This is a genomic window from Kitasatospora terrestris, from assembly GCF_039542905.1.
Classification (GTDB): domain Bacteria; phylum Actinomycetota; class Actinomycetes; order Streptomycetales; family Streptomycetaceae; genus Kitasatospora; species Kitasatospora terrestris.
Window position 1 is genome coordinate 1,104,231 of sequence record NZ_BAABIS010000001.1, and the last position, 23,515, is coordinate 1,127,745.

The following is a 23,515-nucleotide window of genomic DNA, read 5'->3' on the forward strand; positions in this document are numbered from 1 at the left end:
AGCGTCGCGGACACCGTCCGGCCCCTCAACGGATTCAGCCTAGGATGAATCCTCGTGCCGACCGTCACCCTGTCCTTGGACGCCTCGGACCTGGCCCACCTGCGCTGGGCCGTCTCGCCGGCATGGGAGCTGACGGCCTCGGTCCGGGCGCTCGCCAGGCCTGCGGACCGGGCCGTCCACATGCCCTGGCTGTCCGCTCACCGCGCCGACCCGCTGCTGACCGGGCGGTCCGCCGCGCGCGAGCTCACCGTGGCGTCCCCCGGCCACCTGCCGGGCTTCCTCGCCCCGACCCCGCACTCGCCGCTCACCGGGCTCGACGAGGAACTCGCCCGGGTCCGCGACACCCCCGCCGAAGTCGTCCGTCAGGACCTGGCCGCCGTCTTCGGCGAGCGCATCCCGGCGCGGCTGGTTCCGCTCGGACGCGCCCCGCGACGGGAACTGACCTCCGTGACGGACGAGTTGCGCCGCTACTGGGACCGCGCGCTGGCACCGACCTGGCCGCGGATCCGTGCCCTCCTGGAATCCGACATCCACCACCGGGCCCGCGTCCTGACCGACCGCGGCCCCGCGGCCATGTTCGCCGACATCCACCCGGGCCTCGCGTTCGATCCGGCCGGCAGCACCCTGCGCATCGCCCTGCGCCGCTCCGTCCCGACGGACACCCACCGCCGACTGGACGGGCGGGGCCTCGTCCTGGTGCCGTCCGCGTTCGCCTGGCCCGACCTGCACGTCAAGACCGCCCGGCCGTGGACGCCGGTGATCCGCTACCCCGTCCGCGGAGTCGGCACCCTGTGGGAGGCCGCGCCGGATGCCACCGACCTGGCGGCGGCCCTCGGCGCCACCCGCGCCAGGCTCCTCGACCTGCTGGACACCCCGGCCTCCACCCTCGAACTCGCCCACCGCACCGGCCTCGCAGCAGGCGGCGTGTCCGCCCACCTCCACCGCCTCGCCGCCGCCGGACTCGTCGCACCCCACCGCACCGGACGCACCGTCCTCTACGCCCGGACCACCCGCGGCGAAGCCCTCTACCGCTGACCCGGCCGGTGCGTCCGGCCCGCACCGCCCCCCGATGCGCGGGCCGCCGCACTCACGCCGTCAGGAGGCGGACGCCCCACCGGGAGCGGCCGCCCCGCCGGGCCCCGCCCCGGCAGTGGCAGGGGTCTCCCCCCGTGCCAGGCGCAGCGTCCCCACGTACGAGACCACCACCGCGACGATCACGACCGGCATCACGGTCAGCCCCTCGACGCCGAGGAGCAGGGTGGCCAGCAGGACGCAGGTCATCGGGAGCCGGAGCATGGCCACGCCCATCGCTCCCACGCCGATGGCGAAACCGGTGGTGACGTCCAGGCCGGGCAGGTGGGACATGGCCAGTCCGCCCGCGCCGCCCACGAACAGGGACGGGAAGACCGGGCCGCCGCGGAAGGCGCTGAGCGATGCGCTGTAGGCGAGTGACTTGAGGACGACGAGGAGCAGCAGCGTGCCGACCGAGAACGTGGCCTGGTCCGCCAGGAGCGGACCGATCGTGGTCTCGCCCGAGAAGAGCACGCCGGAGATCGGCTTGCCGGAGATCGTGGCGTAGAGCAGGGCGATCGCCCCGATGAGGGCGCCCGTCAGCGCCGTGAGGGGCAGTCGGTGCCGCTGGATGTGCGGGCGCAGGCGCAGGGCCGTACGGCGGATCGCCGTGCCGAGGACCGGGGCGGCCAGGCCGACGAGGACCGCCCAGCAGAACGCGGCGACGGTGGGCCGGTCGGCGGCGGGCACCTGGGTCAGGGACAGGGAGTAGGTGCCGAGGCCGGTCCAGGAGTCGAGGCCGGTGAAGATCAGTGACCCGATGCCGGCCGCGAGCAGGCCGGGCACGAGGACGACGCCGAGCATCGGACCGGCCAGCCCGGAGGCCTCCATCAGCAGGAAGGCCCCGAGCACGGGAGATCCGAGGAGTTCGCTGATCGCGGCGAAGCTGCCGGCCGCGCCGATCACGGCGAGGGCGTTGGGCTGCGCGTCGCGTTTGACCAGCCGGACCGCGCCGACGGCCAGGCCGCCGCCGAGGGCGATCAGCGGGGCCTCCGGTCCGAGGACGACGCCGAGGCTGAGTGAGGCGATCGCGGCCAGGGCGACGGAGGGCACCGCGGCGACGGACGGCGTGCCGCCGGTCTTGAGCCCGTCGGCCGGCTCGTGTCCGCCGCGTCCGGGAAGGTACTGGATGGTGAGGGCGACCAGGACACCCGCGACGGCGAGCACGGGCACGGCCCACCAGTCGGGCGTGTCCTTGAAGCCCAGCCCCTTGGGCAGGTCGTCGTAGACCAGCGACTGGAGTTCGGAGACGAGGGCGAGGAAGCCGTACGCGACGGCCGAGATCGGAACGCCCAGCGCCCCGGCCATCACCAGCAGGACGAGGTAGTTGCGGCTCCGGACGATCGCGAACGGGTCCTGCGGGGCCACAGCGGGTTCGGCGGGCATGCGCATCGTCTCCTTGGCATCCGGGCCCACCCGGGAACCGGTCGGCGGTCCTGGCCGCCGCGCGCCGCTGGCCAGGTGTCCCCCCGATCATCGCCACGCCGCCGAGCCCCGGGGGAAGCGCCACGCCGGTGGGCCGTCTCCCGGCGCGGGCGGTCCCGTGCCGGACCCGCCGCGGGTGACGCGCCGTGACCTGAGCAATGGCCAGTGGGTACTGGCCGACCGTCGCTGCGGCGATCCGGCGGCGGTGGTCCGCATGGACTCCGTGATGGGCGACCGGGAGCCGGCTGTGGCCGACCGGCGCCTGGCGCGACGCCGTTGCCGGGCGCGGCCCGCCCCGGCCGGAGCGGCGACCGTCCTCGGTCCACCGCCGTCCCGGTCGGCGTGAGGGTCCGCGGGTGGCCACCGCTCAGGTGGTGGAGCCGGGGCGGACGAGTCCGGTTTCGTAGGCGGCGATGACGAGTTGGGCCCGCTCGGAGGCGCCTGGCTTCACAGCAGGCGCCCGACCCGGGTCTTGGTGGTGGAGACGCTGCCGTGCAGGTGGTCGGCGATCTCGGTGTTGGAGAGGCCGAGGCCGATCAGGGTCAGGACGTCGCGATTCCGCTCGGCGGTCTCCGTGAAGACCGCGGCCGGCCGGCCGCGGGGTTCGGGCGGCGGGTGAACTCCTCGATGAGGCGGCGGATGACGCTCGGGGCCAGGAGCGCATCCCCGGCTGCCAGGACGCGGATCGCGGTCAGCAGGTCGGCGGTCCGGGTGTCCCCGAGAAGGAAGCCGCCGGCACCCGCGCGGAGCGCGGAGAACACGTACTCATCAAGGTCGAACGTGGTCAGGATCGGCACGCTGACCGCCGCGGACCCCGGATCCGAGATGATCATCGGGAAGTTCTGCGCCGACTCCGTCGCCCGGGACGCCGTCACCGTCAAGAACTCGGCCGGCAAGGCCGTCGACCCCTCGAACGGCTGCAGCGGATGGAACGTCCCCTGGAGCAAGTGGTGGACGCCTCTCGGCCCCGTTGCCCGCCCGAGGCCGTCGGCTACCGGCCGCGGCGGGCGACCGGCCCGAGGAGGGCGAGGCGCTCGTCCTCGCCGAGGCCGCCCCAGACCCCGTAGGGCTCGCGCACCGCGAGGGAGTGGTCGAGGCAGCGCTTGCGGACCGGGCAGGCCGCGCAGATCCGCTTGGCCGCTTCTTCGCGGTCGTCGTGTGCGCGCCCGCGCTCTCCGGAGGGGTGGAAGAACAACCGTTCGTCCTCGCCGCGGCACGCCGCCTGCAGCTGCCAGTCCCATTCCTGGTGCACCGGTCCCGGGAGACGCGAGATCACCGTCATCACCACTCCTTTCGGCTGTGCCGACCCCTCACGGGCCGACCGGATCGGATGTCACCGCCTGCGCAGTGCGGCTCCCCGTCTCGGGGCGGGCGGTCGGGCTGTCGCCTGCCCCGGGCAGGCGGGGATATTCGCCGCATTTCGCACCCCGGACGTGGCCGGGTCACGCAGCGCAGCGAAGGGCGGAGAAACTCACTCCCTGCGCACGTCTCCGGGGCCGATACGCCCCGATGGCAACGGACGGTCACCGCCGGCTCCGGCGGAACGGTCCGACCGTCAGATCGGCGGTGGCCACGGAGGCTTGCGCCGTTTGCGACCCCATTCCGCCACCCATAGGGTTGTACGCGGACGACCGCGCGGGAGCCCTACGTTGCTACGTCTACCCGTTCGCCTTTCGGAGGCGTGTCATGAAGGTGGGAGTCCTTCTTCTCAGCTGCAACGACGTAGATCGCGTGACCACGCTCGACAAGGAGTGGGTGGAGCGGCTCGCTGCGGCGAACGATCGCTATTTCAACGACCAGTCCGGCGGCCGGGACGGGCTGGAGATCACCGTCTACGACTGGTTCGAGTTGCCCTTCACGCTGCAGCAGTGGCTGGACTTCGGCACCAACGCGGGCCCGAACGTACGACCGGTGGTCGCGCAGGGCCTGGGCGTGGACCTGTCCGGATACCAGAACTTCGTCCTGGTCATCGACGTCCCCGGAGCCGCCCTCGGGGCCACCTTCACCGGAAGCGACGGGAGCCTCTACAGCCACATGGCGGCCTCCGACCTCAACCAGGCGATCGTCGGCCACGAGCTGGGCCACCACTACGGCGCGCGGCACGCCAACCTCTCCGGGCCGAGCGGCCCGATCGAGTACGGCAACCGGTTCTGCATCATGGGCCTGGAGGGCAGCAAGTTCTCCTTCCTCGACCCCGGGCTGAACATCACCAACGCGGACGGGACCGTCGACGAGTCGCACTCGGCGAGCGGGCCGGGGATGGTCTGCCCGAGCCTGCGGGCCTGCGGCTGGCTGGACCTCTCCCGCTGGGGCGAGAACCTGACGACGGCTCTGCACGACGCCCAGCAGGGCCGGGCCGTGCTGCAGCCGCTGCGGGGCGCGCCCCCGGCCTCGTCACCGGCCCGGAAGGTGGTCGCCTACGCGGACGGGGTGATCGGCGGCAAACGCATCGTCGTGGAGTACCGCGTCCCCGAGGGCTGGGACCGGTCACTCCCGGCGGAGGCGCCGGGGTGGGTCGTCGTCCACCAGACCGGCCCGGAGGACGGTTCCACCGAGTCCCTGCAGATCGGCGCCATGGCAGCCACCCCGGGTGCCGGCATGATGGTCCCGGGCCAGTTGAACATCTCGGTGGGCAGCGCCACCGCCGACCAGGTCGACCTCGCCTTCAGCATGCAGGTGTCGGCCGGCATCACCCGCAAGGTCCCCGCTGTCGCCTCCTGGGCGCCGGAGCGGCTCGACGTGCTCGCCGTCGGCCTGGACGCCGCGATGTGGCACAAGGCCTGGGCCCAGCAGTGGCAGCCCGGCCAGAGCGAATGGGAACCCCTCGGAGGCGGCTTCAGCCAGCCGCCCGCCGTGGCCTCCTGGGGCCCGCAACGCCTCGACATCTTCGGCGTCGGCCTCCACGGAGCCATGTACCACAAGGCCTTCGCCAACGGCGGCTGGCACCCCACCCCCGGCTGGGAACCCCTCGGCGGCGGCTTCACCAGCGCACCCGCCGTCGCCTCCTGGGGCCCCGACCGCCTCGACGTCTTCGCCCTCGGCCTGGACGCCGCGATGTGGCACAAGGCCTGGGCCCAGCAGTGGCAGCCCGGCCAGAGCGGATGGGAACCCCTCGGAGGCGGCTTCAGCCAGCCGCCCGCCGTGGCCTCCTGGGGCCCGCAACGCCTCGACATCTTCGGCGTCGGCCTCCACGGAGCCATGTACCACAAGGCCTTCGCCAACGGCGGCTGGCACCCCACCCCCGGCTGGGAACCCCTCGGCGGCGGCTTCACCAGCGCACCCGCCGTCGCCTCCTGGGGCCCCGACCGCCTCGACGTCTTCGCCGTCGGGCTCGACTCCGGCATGTGGCACAAGGCCTGGGCGAAGGAGTGGCAGCCCGGCCAGAGCGAGTGGGAACCCCTCGGAGGCACCTTCGAGAGCCCGCCGACCGTGGCGTCCTGGGGGCCGAACCGTCTGGACGTCTTCGCGGTCGGGCTCGACGGCGGCATGTACCACCGGGCGCTGGTCGGCGGCAGTTGGCAGCCGGAAACGTCCTGGGAGTTCCTCGGCGGCGTCTTCACCAGCCCGCCCAAGGTGGTCGCCTGGGCTCCCAACCGCCTCGACGTCTTCGCCGTCGGCCGCGACAGGGGGATGTGGCACAAGGCCTGGGCCCAGGAGTGGAAGCCCAGCCCGACCGGGTGGGAGGCACTGGGCGGCGGCTTCACCTGACCGCGCCGGCGGCGCGCCGACCCGCGTGCACACGGGCGCCGGGTCGGCCCGACGGCGTGCGCCGGCCCCCTCGCCACCGGGGGTGAGGAGGCCGGCGACGGCGCCGAGGGCGACCGCGGCCCGGGCGGCGACCGTCTCTGACGACTCGGCGAGAGCGCCACTCGGCGCCCGGCCACCCGCTCCGGCCCGAGGGAGGCCGGACCCCGCAGCCTCGGGCCCCGGCGCCAGGCGTCAGGTACCGGCAGTCTCGGCTTCCCTGACCTCGCTGAGGGGAGATGCCAACGACTCCAGGCTGCGGCGTTCGGCCTTCACGCCGATCACGGCCTCCACCAGGCCTGCCAGCGTCATCAGCGCGGCGCCGATGCAGAACGCCAGGGTGGTGTCGGACACCTTCCCGCTGCCCACCAGGCCGTTGAAGAGCAGCGGACCGGTGATGCCGCCGATGGCCGTGCCGACGGCGTAGAAGAACGCGATGCACAGGGCCCGGGTCTCCAGCGGGAAGATCTCGCTGACGGTCAGGTAGGCGGCGCTGGCACCCGCCGAGGCGAGGAACAGCACAGCCGTCCAACAGGCCGTCATCGTGGTGGCGTTCAGGAGGCCGCCGTTGAAGAGCGCGGCGGTGCCGAAGAGCAGGAGGCCGGATCCGATGTAGGTACCGGCGATCATCGGCTTGCGCCCGACGGAGTCGAAGAGGTGCCCGAGAAGCAGCGGGCCGAGGAAGTTGCCGACCGCGATCACCGCGAAGTAGTAGCCGGTGTTGCCCTCCGGCACGTCGAAGAACGTGGAGAGGATCACCGCGTAGCCGAAGGTCACCGAGTTGTAGAGGAACGCCTGCCCGATGAAGAGGGCGAGCCCGAGCACGGTGCGCTTGGGGTACTGCGAGGTGACCGTACGGGCGATGGTGAGGAAGCCGAGCGCGCCGCGCGGGCGGATCTTCATGGTGCCCTCCGCCGGTGGCAGGTCGCGGCCGGTCTCCTCCGCCACGATGCGTTCCGCCTCGGCCACCACCTGCTCCGCCTCGTCGGCGCGGCCGTGGGTGAACAGCCAGCGCGGACTCTCCGGGACGTGCCGACGCACCAGCAGGATGACCAGGCCGAGGACGACGCCGATGCCGAAGGCGAGCCGCCAGCCGATGTCGGTGGCGAACAGCGCGGTGTTCAGCAGGGCGATGGAGGCGAAGGCGCCGATCGCCGCGCCGATCCAGAAACTGCCGTTGATGATCAGGTCGATCCGGCCGCGGACCCGGGCCGGGATCAGCTCGTCGATCGCCGAGTTGATGGCCGCGTACTCGCCGCCGATGCCGAAGCCGGTGAAGAACCGGCAGAGGAAGAAGAACCAGGCCGACCAGGACAGGGCAGTCACCGCGGTGGCGGCCAGGTACACCGCCAGGGTGATCATGAACAGCCGTTTACGGCCCAACCGGTCGGTCAGCCAGCCGAAGAACAGGGAGCCGCTGCACGCTCCCGCCACGTACAGCGCGGCGGCGACCGTGGTGACCTGGGTGGTGCTGATCGCGATCCCGCTCCCGGACTCGGCGAGACGGCCGGCCATGTTGCCGATGATGGTGACTTCCAGCCCGTCCAGGATCCAGACGGTCCCGAGGCCGATCACGATCCGCCAGTGCCACCGCGACCAGGGCAACCGATCGAGCCTGGCGGGCACGTCGGTCTCGATGACGTCCTCCGCCCCTCCCTGACGCACCTGGGGCTGATGATGGACCTGGCGCTCGGCGCGGTCGGTGTCGTCCCCCATGGATGGCCTCCCTCTCGCTCACAGGTGGCAGCGGCCGTCCGGCGCTGCGGGCGGGCGTCTGCCCGGCCGAGCCGCCGCCATTCCTCCCCGCCTCACTGGCTACGCGCCGCCCGGCCGCCCACCCGTGAACCGACCGTCGAGCAGGCGACCCGGCCCGCATCAGCCGCATCAGCACCGTTGCCACTGCTCGGTACGGCAGTCGGTGTCCGGATGGGGTGCGCAGATCGAGCGTTCGAGCCACCCTTTCGCGAGCAGACGTCCGGGGCCCGTTCCCCACTCCGGCCGCCCGGCCCCTGCCCTCGCCGGCGCGGCCCGGCCGCACCGACCTGCCCGTCCACCGCCCGGGGGCCTCCCCCGTCGGGACACGGGCCGAAGCAGCGCTGGGGATACTGCGAGTGGGACAGGGCGATGGCCGTCCCGCCGGTGCCGACGGGACGGTCCTAGAAGCTGAGCAGACCGATGGCGTGGCCGTCGTGGTCCACCACCGGCCACACGGTCAGGCCTCGGGCGCGCATGGCGGCCGCCGCCGCGTCCGCGGTCATGTCAGCGGTGGCGAACGGGGCACGGTCGAGGACGACGTCGCGCACCGGGGTCCGCTCGGTGTACCAGGAGCGGGCCTGGAACGGCGCGAGGTGCAGGCGCGTCAGCAGCCCCGCACAGCGGCCGTCGTCGTCGCGGACCAGGAGGTGGTCGGCGCCGGAACTCTGCAGGATGTCCGTCGCCATGTCGACCATGACGTCGTCGCTGACCTGCAGCTCAGGGCATTTCATGAGGTCGCCGACCGTGGCGACGGTCTCGGTACGTTCGAGGGTGACGGTCATGAGCGGACTCCTTCGCGTATCCACCGCCGAGACCGGCGATGGGCATGAAACGCTGACGGTGGGACGGCCGGCGGGGCGCGCCGGAGCGGGCCGAGAACGCTGGTCGCCCAGTAAGTGACGGAGCTGCGGCGGCAGTCCCGGCCCCACCCACGTGCTAAGCGGCGAGGGCGACGCGGCGCGGTGCCCGGCGGCGGCCGGCGGAGCCCTTGGTGTCGCGGCCGGCGGCGGATGCGCGGGTGTCGGCTCCCGCGTGGGCGGGGCGACCGCGGCGGCCGCGGCTCGTGGACGCGCTGCGGCGGGGGCGCTCGACGACGGGAGCGGCGATCACGGTGGGGATGCCCGTGGGCACCCGGGCGCCGGTGATGCGGGCCAGGTCGTCGTCGCCGGCGCTGACGCGCGTGGTGACGGGGGTGATGGCGGCCGTGGCCATCATGCGGGCCGTCTCGCGGCGCTGGTTGGGCAGGACCAGGGTGACGACGGTGCCGGACTGACCGGCGCGGGCGGTGCGCCCGCCGCGGTGGAGGTAGTCCTTGTGGTCGGTCGGCGGGTCGAGGTTGACGACCAGATCGAGCCCGTCGACGTGGATGCCCCGGGCGGCGACGTTGGTCGCGATCAGCGCGGTGACCTGGCCGGCCCGGAACTGCTCCAGGGTGCGGGTGCGCTGCGGCTGGGACTTGCCGCCGTGCAGGGCGGCGGCCTTCACCCCGTTCGCGAGCAGGTCCTCCACCAGGCGGTCGGCGCCGTGCTTGGTGTCGATGAACATGATCACGCCACCCTCACGGGAGGCGATGTGCGCGATCGTGGCGGCCTTGTCGTAGTTCTGCACGTGCAGCACGTGGTGCTCCATCGTGCTGACCGCTCCCGCGGACGGGTCCACCGAGTGCGTGACCGGATCCTTCAGGAACCGCCGGACCAGGCGGTCGACGTTGCGGTCCAGGGTGGCGGAGAACAGCATCGTCTGGCCGCCCTCGGCGACCTGGTCGAGGAGTCCGGTGACCTGCGGCAGGAAACCCATGTCGGCCATCTGGTCGGCCTCGTCGAGGACCGTGATGCCGACCCCGTCCAGCCGGCAGTCACCGCGCTGGACCAGGTCCATGAGGCGACCGGGCGTGGCCACTACGATCTCGGCCCCCTGGTTCAGCGCGTGGGCCTGGCGTCCGATCGACATCCCGCCGACCACGGCCGCCATGCGCAGCCGCACCGCGTGGGCGAACGGGGTGAGGGCGTCGGTGACCTGCTGCGCGAGCTCACGGGTGGGAACCAGCACGAGGGCCAGCGGACGGCGCGGTTCGGCGCGCAGGCCGGCGGTGCGGGCCAGCACGGCGAGGCCGAACGCGATGGTCTTGCCGGAGCCGGTGCGGCCTCGCCCGAGGACGTCGCGGCCGGCCAGCGAGTTCGGCAGCGTGGCGGCCTGGATCGGGAACGGCGTGGTGACACCCTGCCGGGTCAGTACCGACAGCAGCGCCTTGGGCATGTCCAGCTCGTCGAACGCTTCGACGGCCGGCAGCGCCGGGGTGGTGCTCACCGGCATCGCGAACTCGCCCTGCAGGGGGGAGCCCTGACGGGAGTTCCGGCGGCCGGCAGGCCGGTCGCCGTAGAAGGAGCTGCCGCCGGAGCGGGATCCGTAGGAGCTGCCGGAGCGGGCGGAGCCCGAGGAGCGGGAGTTGGTGTTCCGGTACGGGGAACGACTGGAACGGTTCATGGGAAACCTTCCTGGGGCGGCACGTCGCGAGGCGGCTCCGCAGCGCGGGGCGCCGGCAGGAGGTCGCGAGGAACGGGCCGAAAGTATGGAGAGGGTGGGGCGTGGACGGTGAAACCGTGCGGCACGTCACCTCAGGTCCGCGCTCACCGCGGAGGGCGGGAGCGGAGGATCCTCGAACCGTGAGCTGTCACGGCAGGGCGGCGACCCGGACGCGGCGCGGGGCGTCTCGCGTGGGGATGGCCGCCGGTGGCGGAGCCAGGGGCCTGAACGGCCGGGGTGTGCGTCGTGGCGCAATGCCGAGGGGCCCGCACCGGGCATCATGTACGCGGTGCGGGCCCCTCGCTACCAGGCGGGTGCCGTGGCAGAAACTACAGCGGACGAATGTTCTCGGCCTGCGGGCCCTTCTGGCCCTGCGTGACGTCGAACTCGACCTTCTGGCCCTCGAGCAGCTCACGGAAGCCGTTGGCCTGGATGTTCGAGTAGTGGGCGAACACGTCGGGACCGCCGCCCTCCTGCTCGATGAAGCCGAAGCCCTTTTCCGCGTTGAACCACTTCACAGTGCCATTAGCCATAAAAAATCTCCTTCAAGGGCTGTCCGAAACCCGCACAGCGCGGACTTCGAGTCGCCGCGATGAGCACCCACCCGGACAAGAGCCGGGAAACAAAAAGCGCCTGCGAAACATCAGCAGGCGCACACAAAGTTCATGGGAACCACTACTGCAACTACGACGACTGTAGCAGGTCCGGGTCCGTAATGGGCGGACATTCCGCCCCCGGTTCTGCGGGGCCCCGCCCCGCAGAACCGGCCCACAGCGCCCACCGGCGCCGTCCGTGATCATCACGGACGGCGCGAAACTCCTGCTGCAGCTCAGAAGCGGAGTGGACCGGAAAGACTCGCTCCCCGCGTTTTCCGGCGCACACTGCAGGCGACGACCAGGTCTGCAGCAGTCCGCCGCGCCCTGCCCACCAGACCTTCGATCTCGACCGGTATGACATTCACCCCGACATGCGCCGGCCTATCGGTGACTGTCTCGCCGACACCTGACCTACCCCTGCCTCGGAGGGCGCAGAAGGTACTGCAGGCTGGGGACGTCGGGGCGTAGGGTGTGCCCGATCGGATTCGGGGGGATCGATGAAAAAACGTCAAGTCCTCGTCCTGCTCGCGTGCTCGGCGCTGCTGGCGACGGCCGGGTGCACGGGGCAGCCGGCGAGCGACGGTCCGACGGACACCGGCTCGTGGCAGGCCTACCGGCCCGAGCTCGACCGGGTTGCCCGCGAGCGAATGACGGCCGGCAACCAGAACGGCCGTCCCGAGACCCTGGCGCTTCTCGCGCAGCACGGACGGGCCGGCTGGTACCTCTGGCGGAACACCTCCGACGCGTTGTGCACCGCGGCCCTGACGACGGACGGCGGGGCGGTGATCAGGTGCAGACCGAGCGAGGGCCCGGGCCCGGTCACCGGAACGCGGCTGCAGACCGTCGCCGAGATGACACCGATCGGCTATGACCACTGGGCACTCCTGGTCGCGGCCGACCGCGGGTCGGTCACGGCCGCGAGCTGCGGCGGCCGTGACCTTCAGGTGACACCCGCGGGAACGGACGTCCTGCCGTCCGGGGTGCGGCGGTACTACCTGGTGCAGTCGCCGTGGGAGCTGGCGGGCAAGCCGGTCGCGCAGGTGCTGTCCGATTCGGGCACCGAGACGAGTGCTCCGCTCGACGTCCGGGCTGAGCCGATCGGCCACGGCATGCCGGGCCAGGTCTGTACGGCGGCCTCCTGACCGGTCCGCGCGCCGAATCCGAGGCCCGTACCCGATCAGCCGGAGCGCAGTGGTCGGGGTCCCGTGCGGTGGGCTCACGGGGCGCGGCCGGTAGGAGGTCAGCAGCTCCGGGAACGTGCTACGGCTGCCCGGTGATTTTCGTGGGCCCACAGTGGCGGGGAGCAGGCCGCGTGGGCGGTGCTGGGTAGACCTGCGACTGCGAGACGTCGGCCGCGCTCAAGCCGCGTGCGGGAGGGACCGGCACTACTGGCTCGTCAGACCCGCTCGCCGGCGTCGCGCGGCCTCGGGCTGGTCTTCACGCGCGTGCGGAGCCGTCTCGACGGTGTGCAGAAGAGTCCAGACCACACCGAAGCACAGGTCCTCGCCGATGCACTCCGCCAGAGCGTGCGCCTCCTCATCGGTCACCGGGCGAGGAATGCGGCCCAGCAGATCCGCGGCGCGGTCGATGGCAGCCTCGACAACCTCGTCCGGCCGGTCGTCGTCCTCGGACGGGAGTTTCCCCAGCGCAATGAATTCGGCGACTTCCGGACGCACCACGACGCACCTTCCCGCCATGGGGATGGAACCGGAGTGGCGGCCTCACTGCCCAGTGGTGGACGGGAACTGTTCTCCTGCGTGATCACGATACGGCTGGCGTACCGGAGAGTCCCTCAGGGGCGCCCTGCCGTCCGGGCACGGAGGAGGCCGTCGAGGAAGGGGTTGCCGAAGACGTGGTGGGGGTCGTGGCGGTCGAGGGCGGTGACGGCCTCGTCCCAGCCGGGGTGGCCGGCGGTGCGGAGGCTGTCGGGGATGGTGCGGGCGAGCATGTCGGGGTCGGACCAGGCGGCGGTGTCGGTGTAGGCCCATCCCTTGGACCATTCGACGCGCAGGCCGGCCCGGGTGCCGTCGAAGGTGCGGAGGAGGGCCTGTTCGAGGTCGCGGCAGAAGCGGTGCAGGGTCGGGGTTCCGGGCAGGCTGAGGACGTCCAGCCAGAGCGCGGTGTCCCACTCGGGGTGGTCGGGGTGGGGGCGGAGCGCGGACAGGAGGGGCGGCTGCGCGCCGGGGATGCCGGTGGCGGCGGGGTCGTCCAGGCCGGTGGCCCGGATCTCGACGGCGCCGTTCACGGGGTACTCGCCGCGCTGCTGGTATTCGGTCAGCAGGCGCTCGTACTCGGCGGCGAACTCGCTGACCGCCCACTGGAGGTCGGCCCGCCGGAGGTGGATCGCGTAGCCGTTGGCGGTGACCCGCAGGGTGGTCGGGCGGACGTACTGGAGCAGCGCCCGGGAGGGGCCCCAGAGGTCGGAGCGCAGGCCGTCGGCGAGCAGGTGGGTGAGGACGTCGCCGGTGAGCAGGCTGCGCAGCAGGCCGCTGGAGAGCAGGACGTCGGTGAGGTCGCCGGTGAGGCCGATCTTGGTGATCAGGAACTGGAGTTGGCCGAAGGTGGGGGCCAGCCCCCAGGCGCCGGAGACCAGTTGGCCGGCGAGGTCGGCCACGGGCTTGGGGATGTTGTCGGAGAACGGGTAGTTGTACGGCTCGGTGACGGTCCGGGCGGCGAACGGGCGGGTGGGGGTGACGCGCCAGGTCTTCAGCCAGGGGTGGGAGGTGAAGGCGTACCAGATCGCTTCGGCCCGGCCGTCCTGGTCGAGGAAGTCGGCGAAGGTGCGGTTGCCGGGCGCCCCGGGGGCGGCGAAGAGTTCGTCGGCGGGGATGTCGACGCGGCTGACGCAGCGCAGGTTGTGGTCGGCGCCGACCCGGAGCACCACGTCGGTGAGGAAGGCCCGGCCCAACTGGACCAGGAGGGCGCCGCTGTCCGCCTCGGTGCGGTCGAACTCCCGCAGGACGTAGCGGCTCCGGGTCTCGTCCCAGACCGCGGCGGTGAGCGAGACGACCTGGTTGGCGAGCGAGCCGTAGCCGTGACCGGCGGGCGGGATCTCGCCCGCGGCCGGGACGGCGGTGCCGTGGCCGCCGATGGCGAGGACGCCGCCGACGGTGAGGTCGCCGGGGGCGGGGCAGGCGGTGACGCCGAGGCCGTGGCCGGCCAGGTGGGCGAGCAGGTCCTCCATCGAAGCGCCGGTCTGCACCCGGACGGTCGGCGCCCCGGCCACCGAGTTTCCGGTCAGGGCGACGGCGGTGAGGTGCTGGGTGGTGTCGACCAGCAGCACGTTGGCGGAGGCGGGGGTGCCCGGGGCGACGGTGAGCGGCGACCAGCCGTGCCGGTGCCCCTGGGGGCGCAGCCGCCAGCCCGCGCCGCGGGCCCAGTCGGCCAGCGCCGGGACCTGCTCGGGGCCGGTCGGCGCGCAGACCCAGAGCGGGTCCGTCCGGATCTCGCCGGCCCAGTTCTCGTACACCCGCTGGTAGGGCGTCAGGCCGGCCGGGAGCCCTTCGGGGGCGGCGCCGATCGCCTGCGCGCTGTCCGGCCCCAGGGTGCCGCGCAGCACCCAGGCCGCGGCGCCCGCACCGAGGGCGGCGAGGGCCTGGCGTCGGGTCGGTCGGCTGGCCACGCTGCGCTGTTCGTCCGTCACATCACGACGCTACCAACGGAGATCGAATCTCGGCTCGGATTCCGCCGTGCCGACGTGCCGGGCGGGCAGGTGACGACCATGGTCCTGGCGGTGTTGCCAATACTGGGTCCGGGGCCTTGTCCATCGTCGGTGGAGGTGCGGTCCACCCCAGCCGCTTCCGTGCCACCAGCGGGTCGATCCTCACGTCCCGAACCGCAGCCCGCCGCCGCACGGCCCGTCGTGCAGCTGGTGCGCCCCCGTCGAGCGTACCGCCCGGGCCAACGGCCGGAGGTTCGCCGCGGAAGGGTTGCGCACCCGCCGACCGGGCCGGGCATCACACCGCCGATCGGGGGTACGCGCCATCAGACCGCGGCCCATCCACGCGATGTGGTCGGCCACCCGACAACAGGGAGCGGGACGGACATGGCAGCATCGGACATCGACGACACGGTCCTGTTCGCCGACCGGTACCGGGTCGAAGGCACCCTGGGGCAAGGGAGCGCCGCCGAGGTGCTGCGCGCCGTCGACCTGCGCCTGGGCCGGGAGGTCGCACTGAAGGTGCTGCGCCGCAGCGCTCCCGGGGACTTCGCCCGCCGGTTCACCGCCGAGGCACGGACGCTGGCCCGGCTCCGGCACCACGGCGTGGTCGAGGTCTACGACCACGGCAGCGTCGACGACCGCCCCTACCTCGTCCTGGAACTCGTGACCGGCAGGACCCTGGCCGACACGCTGCGCGCATCACCGCTGCCCGCCTCCGCCACGCTCCGACTCGGCCGGGAACTCGCCCGCACCCTCGCGTTCGTCCATGACCACGGCGTCGTCCATCGCGACATCAAACCGTCCAACGTCCTGATCGACACCTCAGGAGCCCCCCGGCTCACGGACTTCGGCATCGCTCGCCACCCCTGGGATGAGGACGCCGAGGACGCCGAGGCGACCCGGACGGGCTTCGTCGTCGGCACCCCCGCCTACCTGGCGCCGGAGCAGATCCACGGCCAGGGCGCCCGCCCGCCCGCCGACGTCTACGCCCTGGGCCTGCTGCTGATCGAGTGCCTCACCGGACGGCGCGTCTACCCCGGCGGCCCCATGGAAGCGGCGGTGGCCCGCCTGCTGCACTCCCCCACCGTCCCCGCGGACACGCCCGCACCGCTCGCACGGGTCCTGCGCGCCATGACCCGGACGGATCCCGGGGCGCGCCCGTCCGCCGCGGCCTGCGCGGACCTGCTCGACCCGCGGACGCTGCCGCTGCCGGCCCTCGGACACCGAGCGCCCGCGAACCGGCACACCACCCGGCGCCGGCGCATCGCCCTGTCCGCCGGAACGGTCGCCCTGCTGCTCGCCACCGGCGCCGGAAGCATGGCGTTCAGCACGGAAGGCCCCGCAGGACCACCCGCGCGACAGCCCGCGACCGCTCCGACCCCCTCCCCCGCACCGGCGCAGGGATCGACAGCGAGCACCGACAGCCGCAGCGCACCGACCGGGTCGACCTCACGCGGCGCGGCGCCCTCCGACCCCGCCCCGCAGAACGCGGCACAGCCCGGACCCGACCCGCAGGCCGACCAGACGGACACACCCCACGCCGACAGCGGGAAGAAAGGCGAGAAGGACGGGAAGCCGCCCCGCAAGGGGCCGAAGCGGTAACAGGACGCCCGATGACATCCGGCCCGCAGCCGGCGGAAACCGGACGGGCACCCAGAGCACCGACCCCCGGCTCTTCAGCCCCCTTGACGGTGCCTCAAGGACGGACGACCGCTCCCGTACGGTACCCGCGCCCGGGACGTGGCACTTCACTCTCGCCGGCGCGGGCGCGGACCGACGCACCCGCAGGGACCGTCCCGGCCACCCGAGCCCGGCGCCACCAAGTCGCCCGCCTGCGGCGAACAATCCGCTTCCGTCCCGGTGACACCTCGGACGCCTTCGGCGCTGATATCTGCAGCGCGTCGACGAGGACGGCGATCGGCACCCCATCGGCGCGTCCCACAACGACGGACCCGAGGACGGTGCAGAGTGTCGGACACACCCGGCAACGGCGAACCCATACGACCCTCCTGGCCCACACTGAGCGGCTTACCCCTCGGACCCGGCTGGGAACCGGACTTGTGGCCGGAGCCCGCAACCGACCGGCTCGAACTTCTCGCAGGCCCCCTCGACGGCCTGCACCTCGACGTGACCCCCTTCACCCCGACGGAACTGGCACGAGGCATCGCACTGGAAGCCGGCGACGGCTGCGCCTACCCGGGCGGATTCTCCGTCTACCGACGCCACCCAGAAGATCCCGACCGAATGCGCTGGGAACGCGACACTCCCCCCTGACCCGCCCGCGTCCGGGCCGTTGCGGCGCGGACGCGGGCGGGTCGGAGTCCGCCACCCGGCGCGGCCCGGAGCAGCGCTCTTCTACGCGACGGGTTCCAGGTGCATGAGCGCGGTCCGGGCGTCGACCACGTCACCGACCTCCACGGTCTTCCAGAAGTCGTGCGCCCACACCAGGTGCGCGGCCACGCGCTCGGCCTCCCGCAACCGGGCTTCCTCCGCCCGCTGCTCCTCGCTCCAACCGTCCTCGACCTGCTCGCTCGTGCGGTCCCACACCGGCAAGCCCTCACGGTAGGCCCGGTGCACGGCCCGGGCTTCCTCCAGCGCCAGCTGCGCCGCGCGAAGGTGCTCGGGGAACTCGAACGTCTTCGTCTTCTTCGCCACGGCCGGAAGCGTACGAGCGGGCGGGGACTGCAACCGGTGCGCCCCGCCGCCGCAGGCCGCAGGTCACCTGCGCGGCCGAGCGTGCGCCCCGAGACGGGCCGCTCGCACCTCGAAGACGAACCGGCCGCCGGCCTGCCCCTCGGTCCGGACAAGCACCGAGGGGCGGTCTGCGGTCACCGGCTGCGTGGGCCTTGCTGGTCCGACCACCCTGGAACGTCCGAGCAGGGCAGCCTTCAAGCGGAGCTTCGCCTGCGTCTGACGCTCCGGCGCTCGTCCCGTCCGGGAGGAGGGCATGCGGGCGGGGTTGTGCGCAGGCCCGGTCAAGGCAGTGAAAAGAACTTGTAACGTTCGACCCCTTCCCCTCCTGAGTGAACATCTGACACATTGCGCCCACCCTTACTTGTCATGGGCGCGACCGATCGGTCCGCGTCACCTGGTCCTCGGAGGACGACGACTTGTTCTCGCTCATATCCAGCCGGCTGACCCGCTCGGCCGTGGCCGTCGCCGCGCTCGGCACAGCCGCGGCGCTGATCGCCCCCACGGCCGCGGCCGCACAGCCCGCCGCCGCCCAAGCGGCCCCCATATCGGCCGCCGCCTGGGCGGCCGGCACCCGGGCCTACCTGGTCATCACAGCGCCGGGTGACACCTCCGCCGTCCGCGCGGCCGTCGCCGGCAACGGCGGTTCGGTCTTCGCCTCCTACGACGCGATCGGCGTGATCGTCGCCCACTCGACCTCCGCCACCTTCGCCGCGACCCTCCGTCAGGTCGCCGGCGTCCAGCAGGTGGGCGCGACCCGCACCTCCGACGTACCGGCCGACGCCTACAACCCGGCGCTGCCCGCCAACCCGGCCCAGACCTCCACCACCCTGACCGAGACCAACCGCTGGGACATGACCCGGATCAAGGCCGACCAGGCCTGGGCCGTCACCACCGGCTCGGCCACCGTCAAGGTCGGCGTCCTGGACACCGGCGTCGACGACCAGCACCAGGACCTGGCGCCCAACTTCGACGCCGCCGACTCCGCCTCCTGCGCGTACGGCAAGGCCGACACCCGGACCGGCGCGTGGCGGGACGTGGACACCCACGGCACCCACGTCGCGGGCACCATCGCGGCGGCGAAGAACGGCAAGGGCGTCGTCGGCGTCGCACCGGGCGTGAAGATCGCCTCGGTCCGGATCGCCGAACCGAGCACCACGCTGTTCTTCGCGGAGAACACCGTGTGCGGGTTCATGTGGGCCGGCGACCACGGCTTCAAGGTGACCAACAACAGCTACTACACCGACCCGTGGCAGTTCAACTGCCCCGACAACGTCGACCAGGCCGCGATCATCGAGGGCGTCCGGCGGGCCGAGGCGTACGCCGAGAGCAAGGGCTCGCTCCAGGTCGCCGCCGCGGGCAACTCCAACTACGACCTGGCCAACAAGACCACCGACTCGGCGAGCCCCAACGACTCGACCCCCGGCACCCGCACCATCACCAACGCCTGCATCGACATCCCGACCGAACTCCCCGGCGTGGTCACGGTCGCGGCGATGGGCAACGGCAACGTCAAGGCCTCCTACTCCAACTTCGGGCGCGACGTCATCGACGTCGCCGCCCCCGGCGGTGACGGCGCCGACGGCGTGTACTCCACCCTCCCGGGCGGCAAGTACGGCACCAAGAGCGGCACTTCGATGGCGTCCCCGCACGTCACCGGCGTCGCCGCGCTGATCGCCAGCACCAATCCCACGCTCACCCCGGCCGACATCCGGGCCAGGCTCGCCGCCGACGCCACCGACACGCCCTGCCCCTCCGACAGCCGCTGCACCGGCACCACGGCCAACAACGCCTTCTTCGGCGACGGCCAGGTCGACGCGCTGAAGGCGGTCGGCGGCACCACCCCGCCCGCCGGCCCGTACTTCGAGAACCTCACCGACGTCGCCGTCACCGACAACGCCACCGTCGAGAGCCCGATCACCGTCACCGGCGTGACCGGCAACGCCCCCACCGCCCTCAAGGTCGGCGTGGACATCAAGCACACCTACCGCGGTGACCTGGTGGTCTCGCTGGTCGCCCCCGACGGCACCGTCTACCTGCTCGAGGACTTCCCCGACAGCGACAGCACCGACAACGTCCTCAAGACCTACACGGTCAACGCCTCCTCCGAAGCCGCCAACGGCACCTGGAAGCTGAGGGTCCGCGACATCGCGACCCAGGACACCGGCAAGATCGACGCCTGGAACCTCACCTTCTGAACCTTCTGAGCCTTCTGAACCGCCCCCTCCTGCCCGCCGGCACCGCCGCCCGGCGCAGCACGAGGGGGCGGGGGTGCTGAGGACCGAAGCCATGGGTCACCGCCCAGGCGAAGGCATCCCGGAGCTGAGCCGATCCGAGCACCACGGACGGCGACCAGCAGCGGCCCCGCACCCTCAGGACGGCCGCCCCGCGGATCGCCCACTTCGCACGACACCCCGCAGACCATCGACTGCCCGCCCCCGGCGCCTCCCGGCCCTGTCTTGCACTCCGTAACCACGCCCGCCTCGGAAAGTCGACCGGGACACGGGGCGTCATCACCGGCATCCGCCTTGCGTCACCAGCCGTGACGACGCCGCGGAGCCACCGGCCGGGGCTGCTCACCCGTGCGGTTGACGCCCCCAACGCTGTGGCGCAGATTGAGAGATGGGGCACGCCGCCTCTCCACCGTGCCCCTCGGTACAGGTATCCACCGAGTGGCAGGAAGGGATGAGTTGGCCATGGAGGTCGTGCTCACCTGTCTCGGAAACGTCAAAGGGCCACGTCTGCTGGACGGGCGGACCGGCGACGGCACGGTCGGTCTCGCGCCGCACACCGGTGAACCGTTCAGCGGGACCCGCTGGAAGATGAACGGCGGCCCGGAAGGGGTCGTCACGCTGGTGTGCGAGGGCGACGTCCCCGGCAACCGCTTCCTCGACGGCCGCACCGCGGACGGTACGGTCGGCCTCGCCCCGAACACGAACCCGCCCTTCTCCGGGACCCGGTGGCGTGCCACCCGGTTGGGCGACGGCTCGACCACGTTCGAGTGCCTCGGCGACATCGAGGGCAACCGCTTCCTCGACGGCCGCACCGGGGACGGTACGGTCGGCCTCGCCCCCACCACCGACCCGCCGTTCACCGGCACCCGGTGGCAGGTCGGCGTACCGTTCGGCGACGACAACGTCACCATCCCGGCCGACGGGTGACCGCACCGCAGCACAGCCGCATGTCCCGTGAAGGGCCGAACGGTGGGTCCGGAACCGTTCCGGTGTCTGCGCCGGTCGGGCAGGTCCGGGCCCGGGTTGCCGCGCGTTCCCACCCGCGGACGCCCGGAGGGGGACGCGGGATGTGGGGTTCTCGTCCGCACGGACAAGTCCGGCTCTCCGTGGGCAGGCTGCCGGCCGCGCGCTCACGTCGTACTGCTGCCGATCTCCCGGGCCGAGCTCGACGGGGTGCCCCGGCACGGGCTGTACTGCCCGGGCGGCCGACGGGGCGAGTGGACGTCAACCGGCTCGGCCGGGGACGCCCCGCGGTCCCACCGGGGGCCGCGGAGACCGTATCGTTCGACCAGCCGGACCGGGAGAGCCCGGAGACCGGTCAGCTACTGGGCGGAGAACGCCCGAGGAGGAGACATCCATGTCCAGCGAGGCCGGGGACAAGTTCCTTGACCACGTCGAGGAGTACCTCGGCCCCCAGGCCGGCGAAATGCCCGCCGACGCCTTCGGCACCGACCGGGGATTCACCGTCAGCCTGCACAACTCCGCCGACGGCGAGCTGGTGTCGGCCGTGACCAACGGGCTGCGCTTCCGGTCGGAGGTCGCCTCGCCGCTGCCGCAGGAACTGGTGGTGACGCTCTACGCGGACCAGGAGGACGAGGCCCTGCACCTGGCCGGCAGCGCCGCCGAGCTGGCGATCTCGGTCGGCGAGGGCATGGAGTTCGACGAGGTGATCCCCTCCGAGGAGCCCCTCGTCCCGGACACCGAGATCTACGGCGTGATCGCGACCTCCCACCCGTACATCGAGGAGGACGACTTCGAGAACATGCCCGACGAGGACGGGAAGCCCACCCTGATGATCCTCACCCTCGTCCCGATCACCCGCGCGGAGATCGCTTTCATCGAGGCCGAGGGCGCCGACGCCCTGTACGAGCGCTGGGAGTCGGAGGAGACCGACCTGCTCGACATCCACCGCGAGGGCTGACGGCGGCGTTCCCGGCGGGGGCACCCATCCGGGCCGGGCTGGATGCGCCGAGGCAGGGGCGGAGACCGCGCAACGCGCCTCCGCCCACCTCCCCGCCCGCTGCCGCCGACGGGTCGGCGGCCGCGTCCGCGCCGGGCACTCCACCAGCGTTCCGCTGTCCGGCCCGGTGCCGGGCTCACCACACGGTGAACAGGAGTCCGGCCAGGACCGAGGCCGCGTTGGCGGTCACCGCGGTGGTGAGGGCCGGGGCCGGGGCCACCCGCGCGGGCCGGACGAGCGCCCGGACCAGCAGGGCCTCGACCACGCAGACCGCGGCCTCGGCAAGGGTGAAGGCCGTCCAGTAGGCTGCGGGCGCCCCGGCCGTGAAACGGCTGAGGAACCACCACAGCGGCGGGTGCGTCGCACAGTTGACCGCCGTCGCGGCCGCCACGGCGCGCCCGGTGGGCACCCGTCCGAGGGCGGTGAGCGCGGCGGTGTACAGCGGCAGTTCGACGAGCAGGGTGAGGGCGAAGGCCATCGGGTACGGCACGGTGGGAATCGTGCCATGGGGGACGGCGGAGGCGGGACGTGGCGACAGCTGCGGTGGGGGTCCGGCGGGCGGCGGACGGCGCCGTACCGCCGGCGGGGTTCGTCCTGGCGGCCGGGCTGGCGCTGGTCGCAGCGCTGCGGGCACCGGCGGGTCTGGCGGTGCTGGGCCTGGCCACGTTCGGCATCCTGCACAACGTGCTGGAACTGCGGTACGTCTCGGGCCGGTTCGAGCGGATCCTGACCGGCCGGTTCCTGGCCCTGCTGCTCGGGCTGATCAGTGGGATCGTCGTCTGCCGGCTGCTCCCGCCCGGAGCGGGGCCGCGAGCCGCCGAGATCCTGCTCTGCTACGGGGTGCTGGCCGCGGCCTGCCTGCACGCGCTGCGCCGGCGGCCGGTGCTGCTCGGTGCCGCGCTGGTCGTCGTGCTGGCCGCCTCGGCGGCCTCGCTGTCGTTTCCCGAGTACCACTTCGTGGTGCTGACCCATCTGCACAACCTGGTCCCGCTGCTCTTCCTCTGGGAGTGGTCGCGCACGCTGCCGCGTGGCCGGGCCGTATTCCTGGCGGTGCAGTGCGGCTGGGTGCTGGCGGTTCCGGCGCTGCTGCTCTGCGGCGTACTGGACGGCTGGATGGCCCCCGGCACGACGGCGACCGACCGGCTGGCCGGTGCCTACACGCCGCCCGCGTGGCTGCACACCTCGGCGGGGCTGCGCTTCGTCGCGGTGTTCGCCTTCCTGCAGACCATGCACTACGTGGTGTGGGTCTGGTTCCTGCCGCGCTACGCGCCGGAGGCGTCCGCCGCCTTCGAGCGGCGGGTGCCACTGCTGCGGGGTCCCCGGGCCTGGCTGCTCGGCGCGGCAGCCGGTGCCGCGCTCGCCGTGCTGTTCGCGAGCGACTACGCGCAGGGCAAGGCCCTGTACGCCGCCCTGGCGAGCTACCACGCCTACCTCGAATTCCCCGTCCTGCTGCTGCTCGTCCTGGGGATGGCCCCGGGCGGCGGACCTGCCGAAAGGAAATCCCGTGCTGCTCGCTGACATCGCTCCCGCGCCCGGCCCCGACTCCGCCGCCGGCATTGCCGTGGCCGCCGTGGTCGGCCTGCTGGTGCTGGCCGGCGTGGTGACGCTGATCCGGATGGCCCGGTCCCGCCGGAAGGACTGAGCCCGTCTCGGAGCGCTCCTCGCGGCGGATCCCCCGGCCCGCGGAGGCGCGGGGGGTGGCGGCGGCTGGCGGGGTGACGAGGGTGCAGGCCACCGTGCCGTGGCTGAGCTTCGCCGGGCGAAGACGGTCGGCAGCACCGGTAACGGCGGACAGGGTCAGGAGCGCTCTGCCCAGGGCCCGGAGTACCGGCAGCAGCGCGGTCCCCACTCCCAG

At 72.9% G+C, this 23,515-nt stretch carries 20 protein-coding genes; 9 read left to right on the forward strand and 11 right to left on the reverse strand.

Annotation, left to right across the window (positions count from 1 at the left end):
* Positions 1 to 54: 54 nt before the first annotated feature.
* A complete protein-coding gene (locus ABEB06_RS05290; RefSeq protein ID WP_345695609.1) occupies positions 55 to 1,035 on the forward strand; it encodes an ArsR/SmtB family transcription factor in 981 nt (326 codons plus the stop codon).
* 60 nt (positions 1,036 to 1,095) lie between these two features.
* On the opposite strand, the gene ABEB06_RS05295 is transcribed toward ABEB06_RS05290, so the two are convergent.
* From ABEB06_RS05295 to ABEB06_RS05310, 3 genes are all read right to left on the reverse strand, one after another.
* Entirely contained in the window at positions 1,096 to 2,457 is a 1,362-nt protein-coding gene (locus ABEB06_RS05295; RefSeq protein ID WP_345695610.1) for a chloride channel protein, read from the reverse strand.
* Between the two features lie 581 nt (positions 2,458 to 3,038).
* Complete coding sequence (locus ABEB06_RS05305) at positions 3,039 to 3,392, reverse strand: response regulator (RefSeq protein ID WP_345695611.1); 354 nt, start codon at positions 3,390 to 3,392, stop codon at positions 3,039 to 3,041.
* Positions 3,393 to 3,487: 95 nt separating this feature from the next.
* Positions 3,488 to 3,778, reverse strand: coding sequence for a WhiB family transcriptional regulator (locus ABEB06_RS05310; RefSeq protein WP_345695612.1), 291 nt, complete (start codon positions 3,776 to 3,778; stop codon positions 3,488 to 3,490).
* A gap of 449 nt (positions 3,779 to 4,227) precedes the next feature.
* On the opposite strand from ABEB06_RS05310, the gene ABEB06_RS05315 reads away from it, so the two are divergent.
* Positions 4,228 to 6,204: a PLL family lectin gene (locus tag ABEB06_RS05315; RefSeq protein ID WP_345695613.1), complete on the forward strand. Its 1,977-nt coding sequence runs from the start codon at positions 4,228 to 4,230 to the stop codon at positions 6,202 to 6,204.
* Between the two features lie 231 nt (positions 6,205 to 6,435).
* Here ABEB06_RS05315 and ABEB06_RS05320 read toward each other — a convergent pair whose 3' ends face one another.
* The 4 genes from ABEB06_RS05320 to ABEB06_RS05335 form a co-directional block, all read right to left on the reverse strand.
* Positions 6,436 to 7,956, reverse strand: coding sequence for an MFS transporter (locus ABEB06_RS05320; RefSeq protein ID WP_345695614.1), 1,521 nt, complete (start codon positions 7,954 to 7,956; stop codon positions 6,436 to 6,438).
* 440 nt (positions 7,957 to 8,396) lie between these two features.
* The gene (locus tag ABEB06_RS05325) at positions 8,397 to 8,777 is read right to left on the reverse strand and encodes a CBS domain-containing protein (RefSeq protein ID WP_345695615.1); all 381 of its coding nucleotides are present in this window, start codon (positions 8,775 to 8,777) and stop codon (positions 8,397 to 8,399) included.
* 154 nt (positions 8,778 to 8,931) lie between these two features.
* Positions 8,932 to 10,479 (reverse strand): DEAD/DEAH box helicase, encoded by a 1,548-nt coding sequence (locus ABEB06_RS05330; protein ID WP_345695616.1) that lies wholly within the window; start codon positions 10,477 to 10,479, stop codon positions 8,932 to 8,934.
* A gap of 368 nt (positions 10,480 to 10,847) precedes the next feature.
* Entirely contained in the window at positions 10,848 to 11,051 is a 204-nt protein-coding gene (locus ABEB06_RS05335; protein WP_111553719.1) for a cold-shock protein, read from the reverse strand.
* A gap of 560 nt (positions 11,052 to 11,611) precedes the next feature.
* Between ABEB06_RS05335 and ABEB06_RS05340 the strand changes: the two genes are divergently transcribed.
* Positions 11,612 to 12,256: a hypothetical protein gene (locus ABEB06_RS05340; protein ID WP_345695617.1), complete on the forward strand. Its 645-nt coding sequence runs from the start codon at positions 11,612 to 11,614 to the stop codon at positions 12,254 to 12,256.
* Between the two features lie 243 nt (positions 12,257 to 12,499).
* Here the strand turns inward: ABEB06_RS05340 and ABEB06_RS05345 are convergent, their stop codons facing one another.
* Together ABEB06_RS05345 and ABEB06_RS05350 are read right to left on the reverse strand one after the other, a co-directional pair.
* A complete protein-coding gene (locus tag ABEB06_RS05345; RefSeq protein ID WP_345695618.1) occupies positions 12,500 to 12,790 on the reverse strand; it encodes a hypothetical protein in 291 nt (96 codons plus the stop codon).
* A gap of 116 nt (positions 12,791 to 12,906) precedes the next feature.
* A complete protein-coding gene (locus tag ABEB06_RS05350) occupies positions 12,907 to 14,757 on the reverse strand; it encodes a cholesterol oxidase substrate-binding domain-containing protein (RefSeq protein ID WP_425559575.1) in 1,851 nt (616 codons plus the stop codon).
* 402 nt (positions 14,758 to 15,159) lie between these two features.
* Between ABEB06_RS05350 and ABEB06_RS05355 the strand changes: the two genes are divergently transcribed.
* Positions 15,160 to 16,377 (forward strand): serine/threonine-protein kinase, encoded by a 1,218-nt coding sequence (locus ABEB06_RS05355; RefSeq protein WP_345695619.1) that lies wholly within the window; start codon positions 15,160 to 15,162, stop codon positions 16,375 to 16,377.
* Between the two features lie 753 nt (positions 16,378 to 17,130).
* Here ABEB06_RS05355 and ABEB06_RS05360 read toward each other — a convergent pair.
* Positions 17,131 to 17,430: a hypothetical protein gene (locus tag ABEB06_RS05360; RefSeq protein ID WP_345695620.1), complete on the reverse strand. Its 300-nt coding sequence runs from the start codon at positions 17,428 to 17,430 to the stop codon at positions 17,131 to 17,133.
* A gap of 494 nt (positions 17,431 to 17,924) precedes the next feature.
* On the opposite strand from ABEB06_RS05360, the gene ABEB06_RS05365 reads away from it, so the two are divergent.
* The 3 genes from ABEB06_RS05365 to ABEB06_RS05375 all read left to right on the forward strand — a co-directional run bounded on the left by ABEB06_RS05365 (position 17,925) and on the right by ABEB06_RS05375 (position 21,621).
* On the forward strand, positions 17,925 to 19,664 hold the full coding sequence (locus ABEB06_RS05365) for a S8 family peptidase (RefSeq protein ID WP_345701745.1): 1,740 nt from the start codon (positions 17,925 to 17,927) through the stop codon (positions 19,662 to 19,664).
* Positions 19,665 to 20,162: 498 nt separating this feature from the next.
* Entirely contained in the window at positions 20,163 to 20,627 is a 465-nt protein-coding gene (locus ABEB06_RS05370; RefSeq protein WP_345695621.1) for a hypothetical protein, read from the forward strand.
* A 430-nt stretch (positions 20,628 to 21,057) separates the two neighbouring features.
* Positions 21,058 to 21,621 carry a suppressor of fused domain protein gene (locus tag ABEB06_RS05375; RefSeq protein WP_345695622.1) on the forward strand — a complete coding sequence of 188 codons (564 nt, stop codon included), beginning with the start codon at positions 21,058 to 21,060 and terminating at the stop codon, positions 21,619 to 21,621.
* A gap of 175 nt (positions 21,622 to 21,796) precedes the next feature.
* Here ABEB06_RS05375 and ABEB06_RS05380 read toward each other — a convergent pair whose 3' ends face one another.
* The gene (locus tag ABEB06_RS05380; protein WP_345695623.1) at positions 21,797 to 22,150 is read right to left on the reverse strand and encodes a hypothetical protein; all 354 of its coding nucleotides are present in this window, start codon (positions 22,148 to 22,150) and stop codon (positions 21,797 to 21,799) included.
* 38 nt (positions 22,151 to 22,188) lie between these two features.
* Between ABEB06_RS05380 and ABEB06_RS05385 the strand changes: the two genes are divergently transcribed.
* A complete protein-coding gene (locus ABEB06_RS05385; protein WP_345695624.1) occupies positions 22,189 to 23,178 on the forward strand; it encodes a hypothetical protein in 990 nt (329 codons plus the stop codon).
* The gene (locus ABEB06_RS05390) at positions 23,165 to 23,302 is read left to right on the forward strand and encodes a hypothetical protein (RefSeq protein ID WP_345695625.1); all 138 of its coding nucleotides are present in this window, start codon (positions 23,165 to 23,167) and stop codon (positions 23,300 to 23,302) included. The genes ABEB06_RS05385 and ABEB06_RS05390 overlap by 14 nt, the downstream gene beginning before the upstream one ends.
* The last annotated feature ends 213 nt before the right edge of the window (positions 23,303 to 23,515 follow it).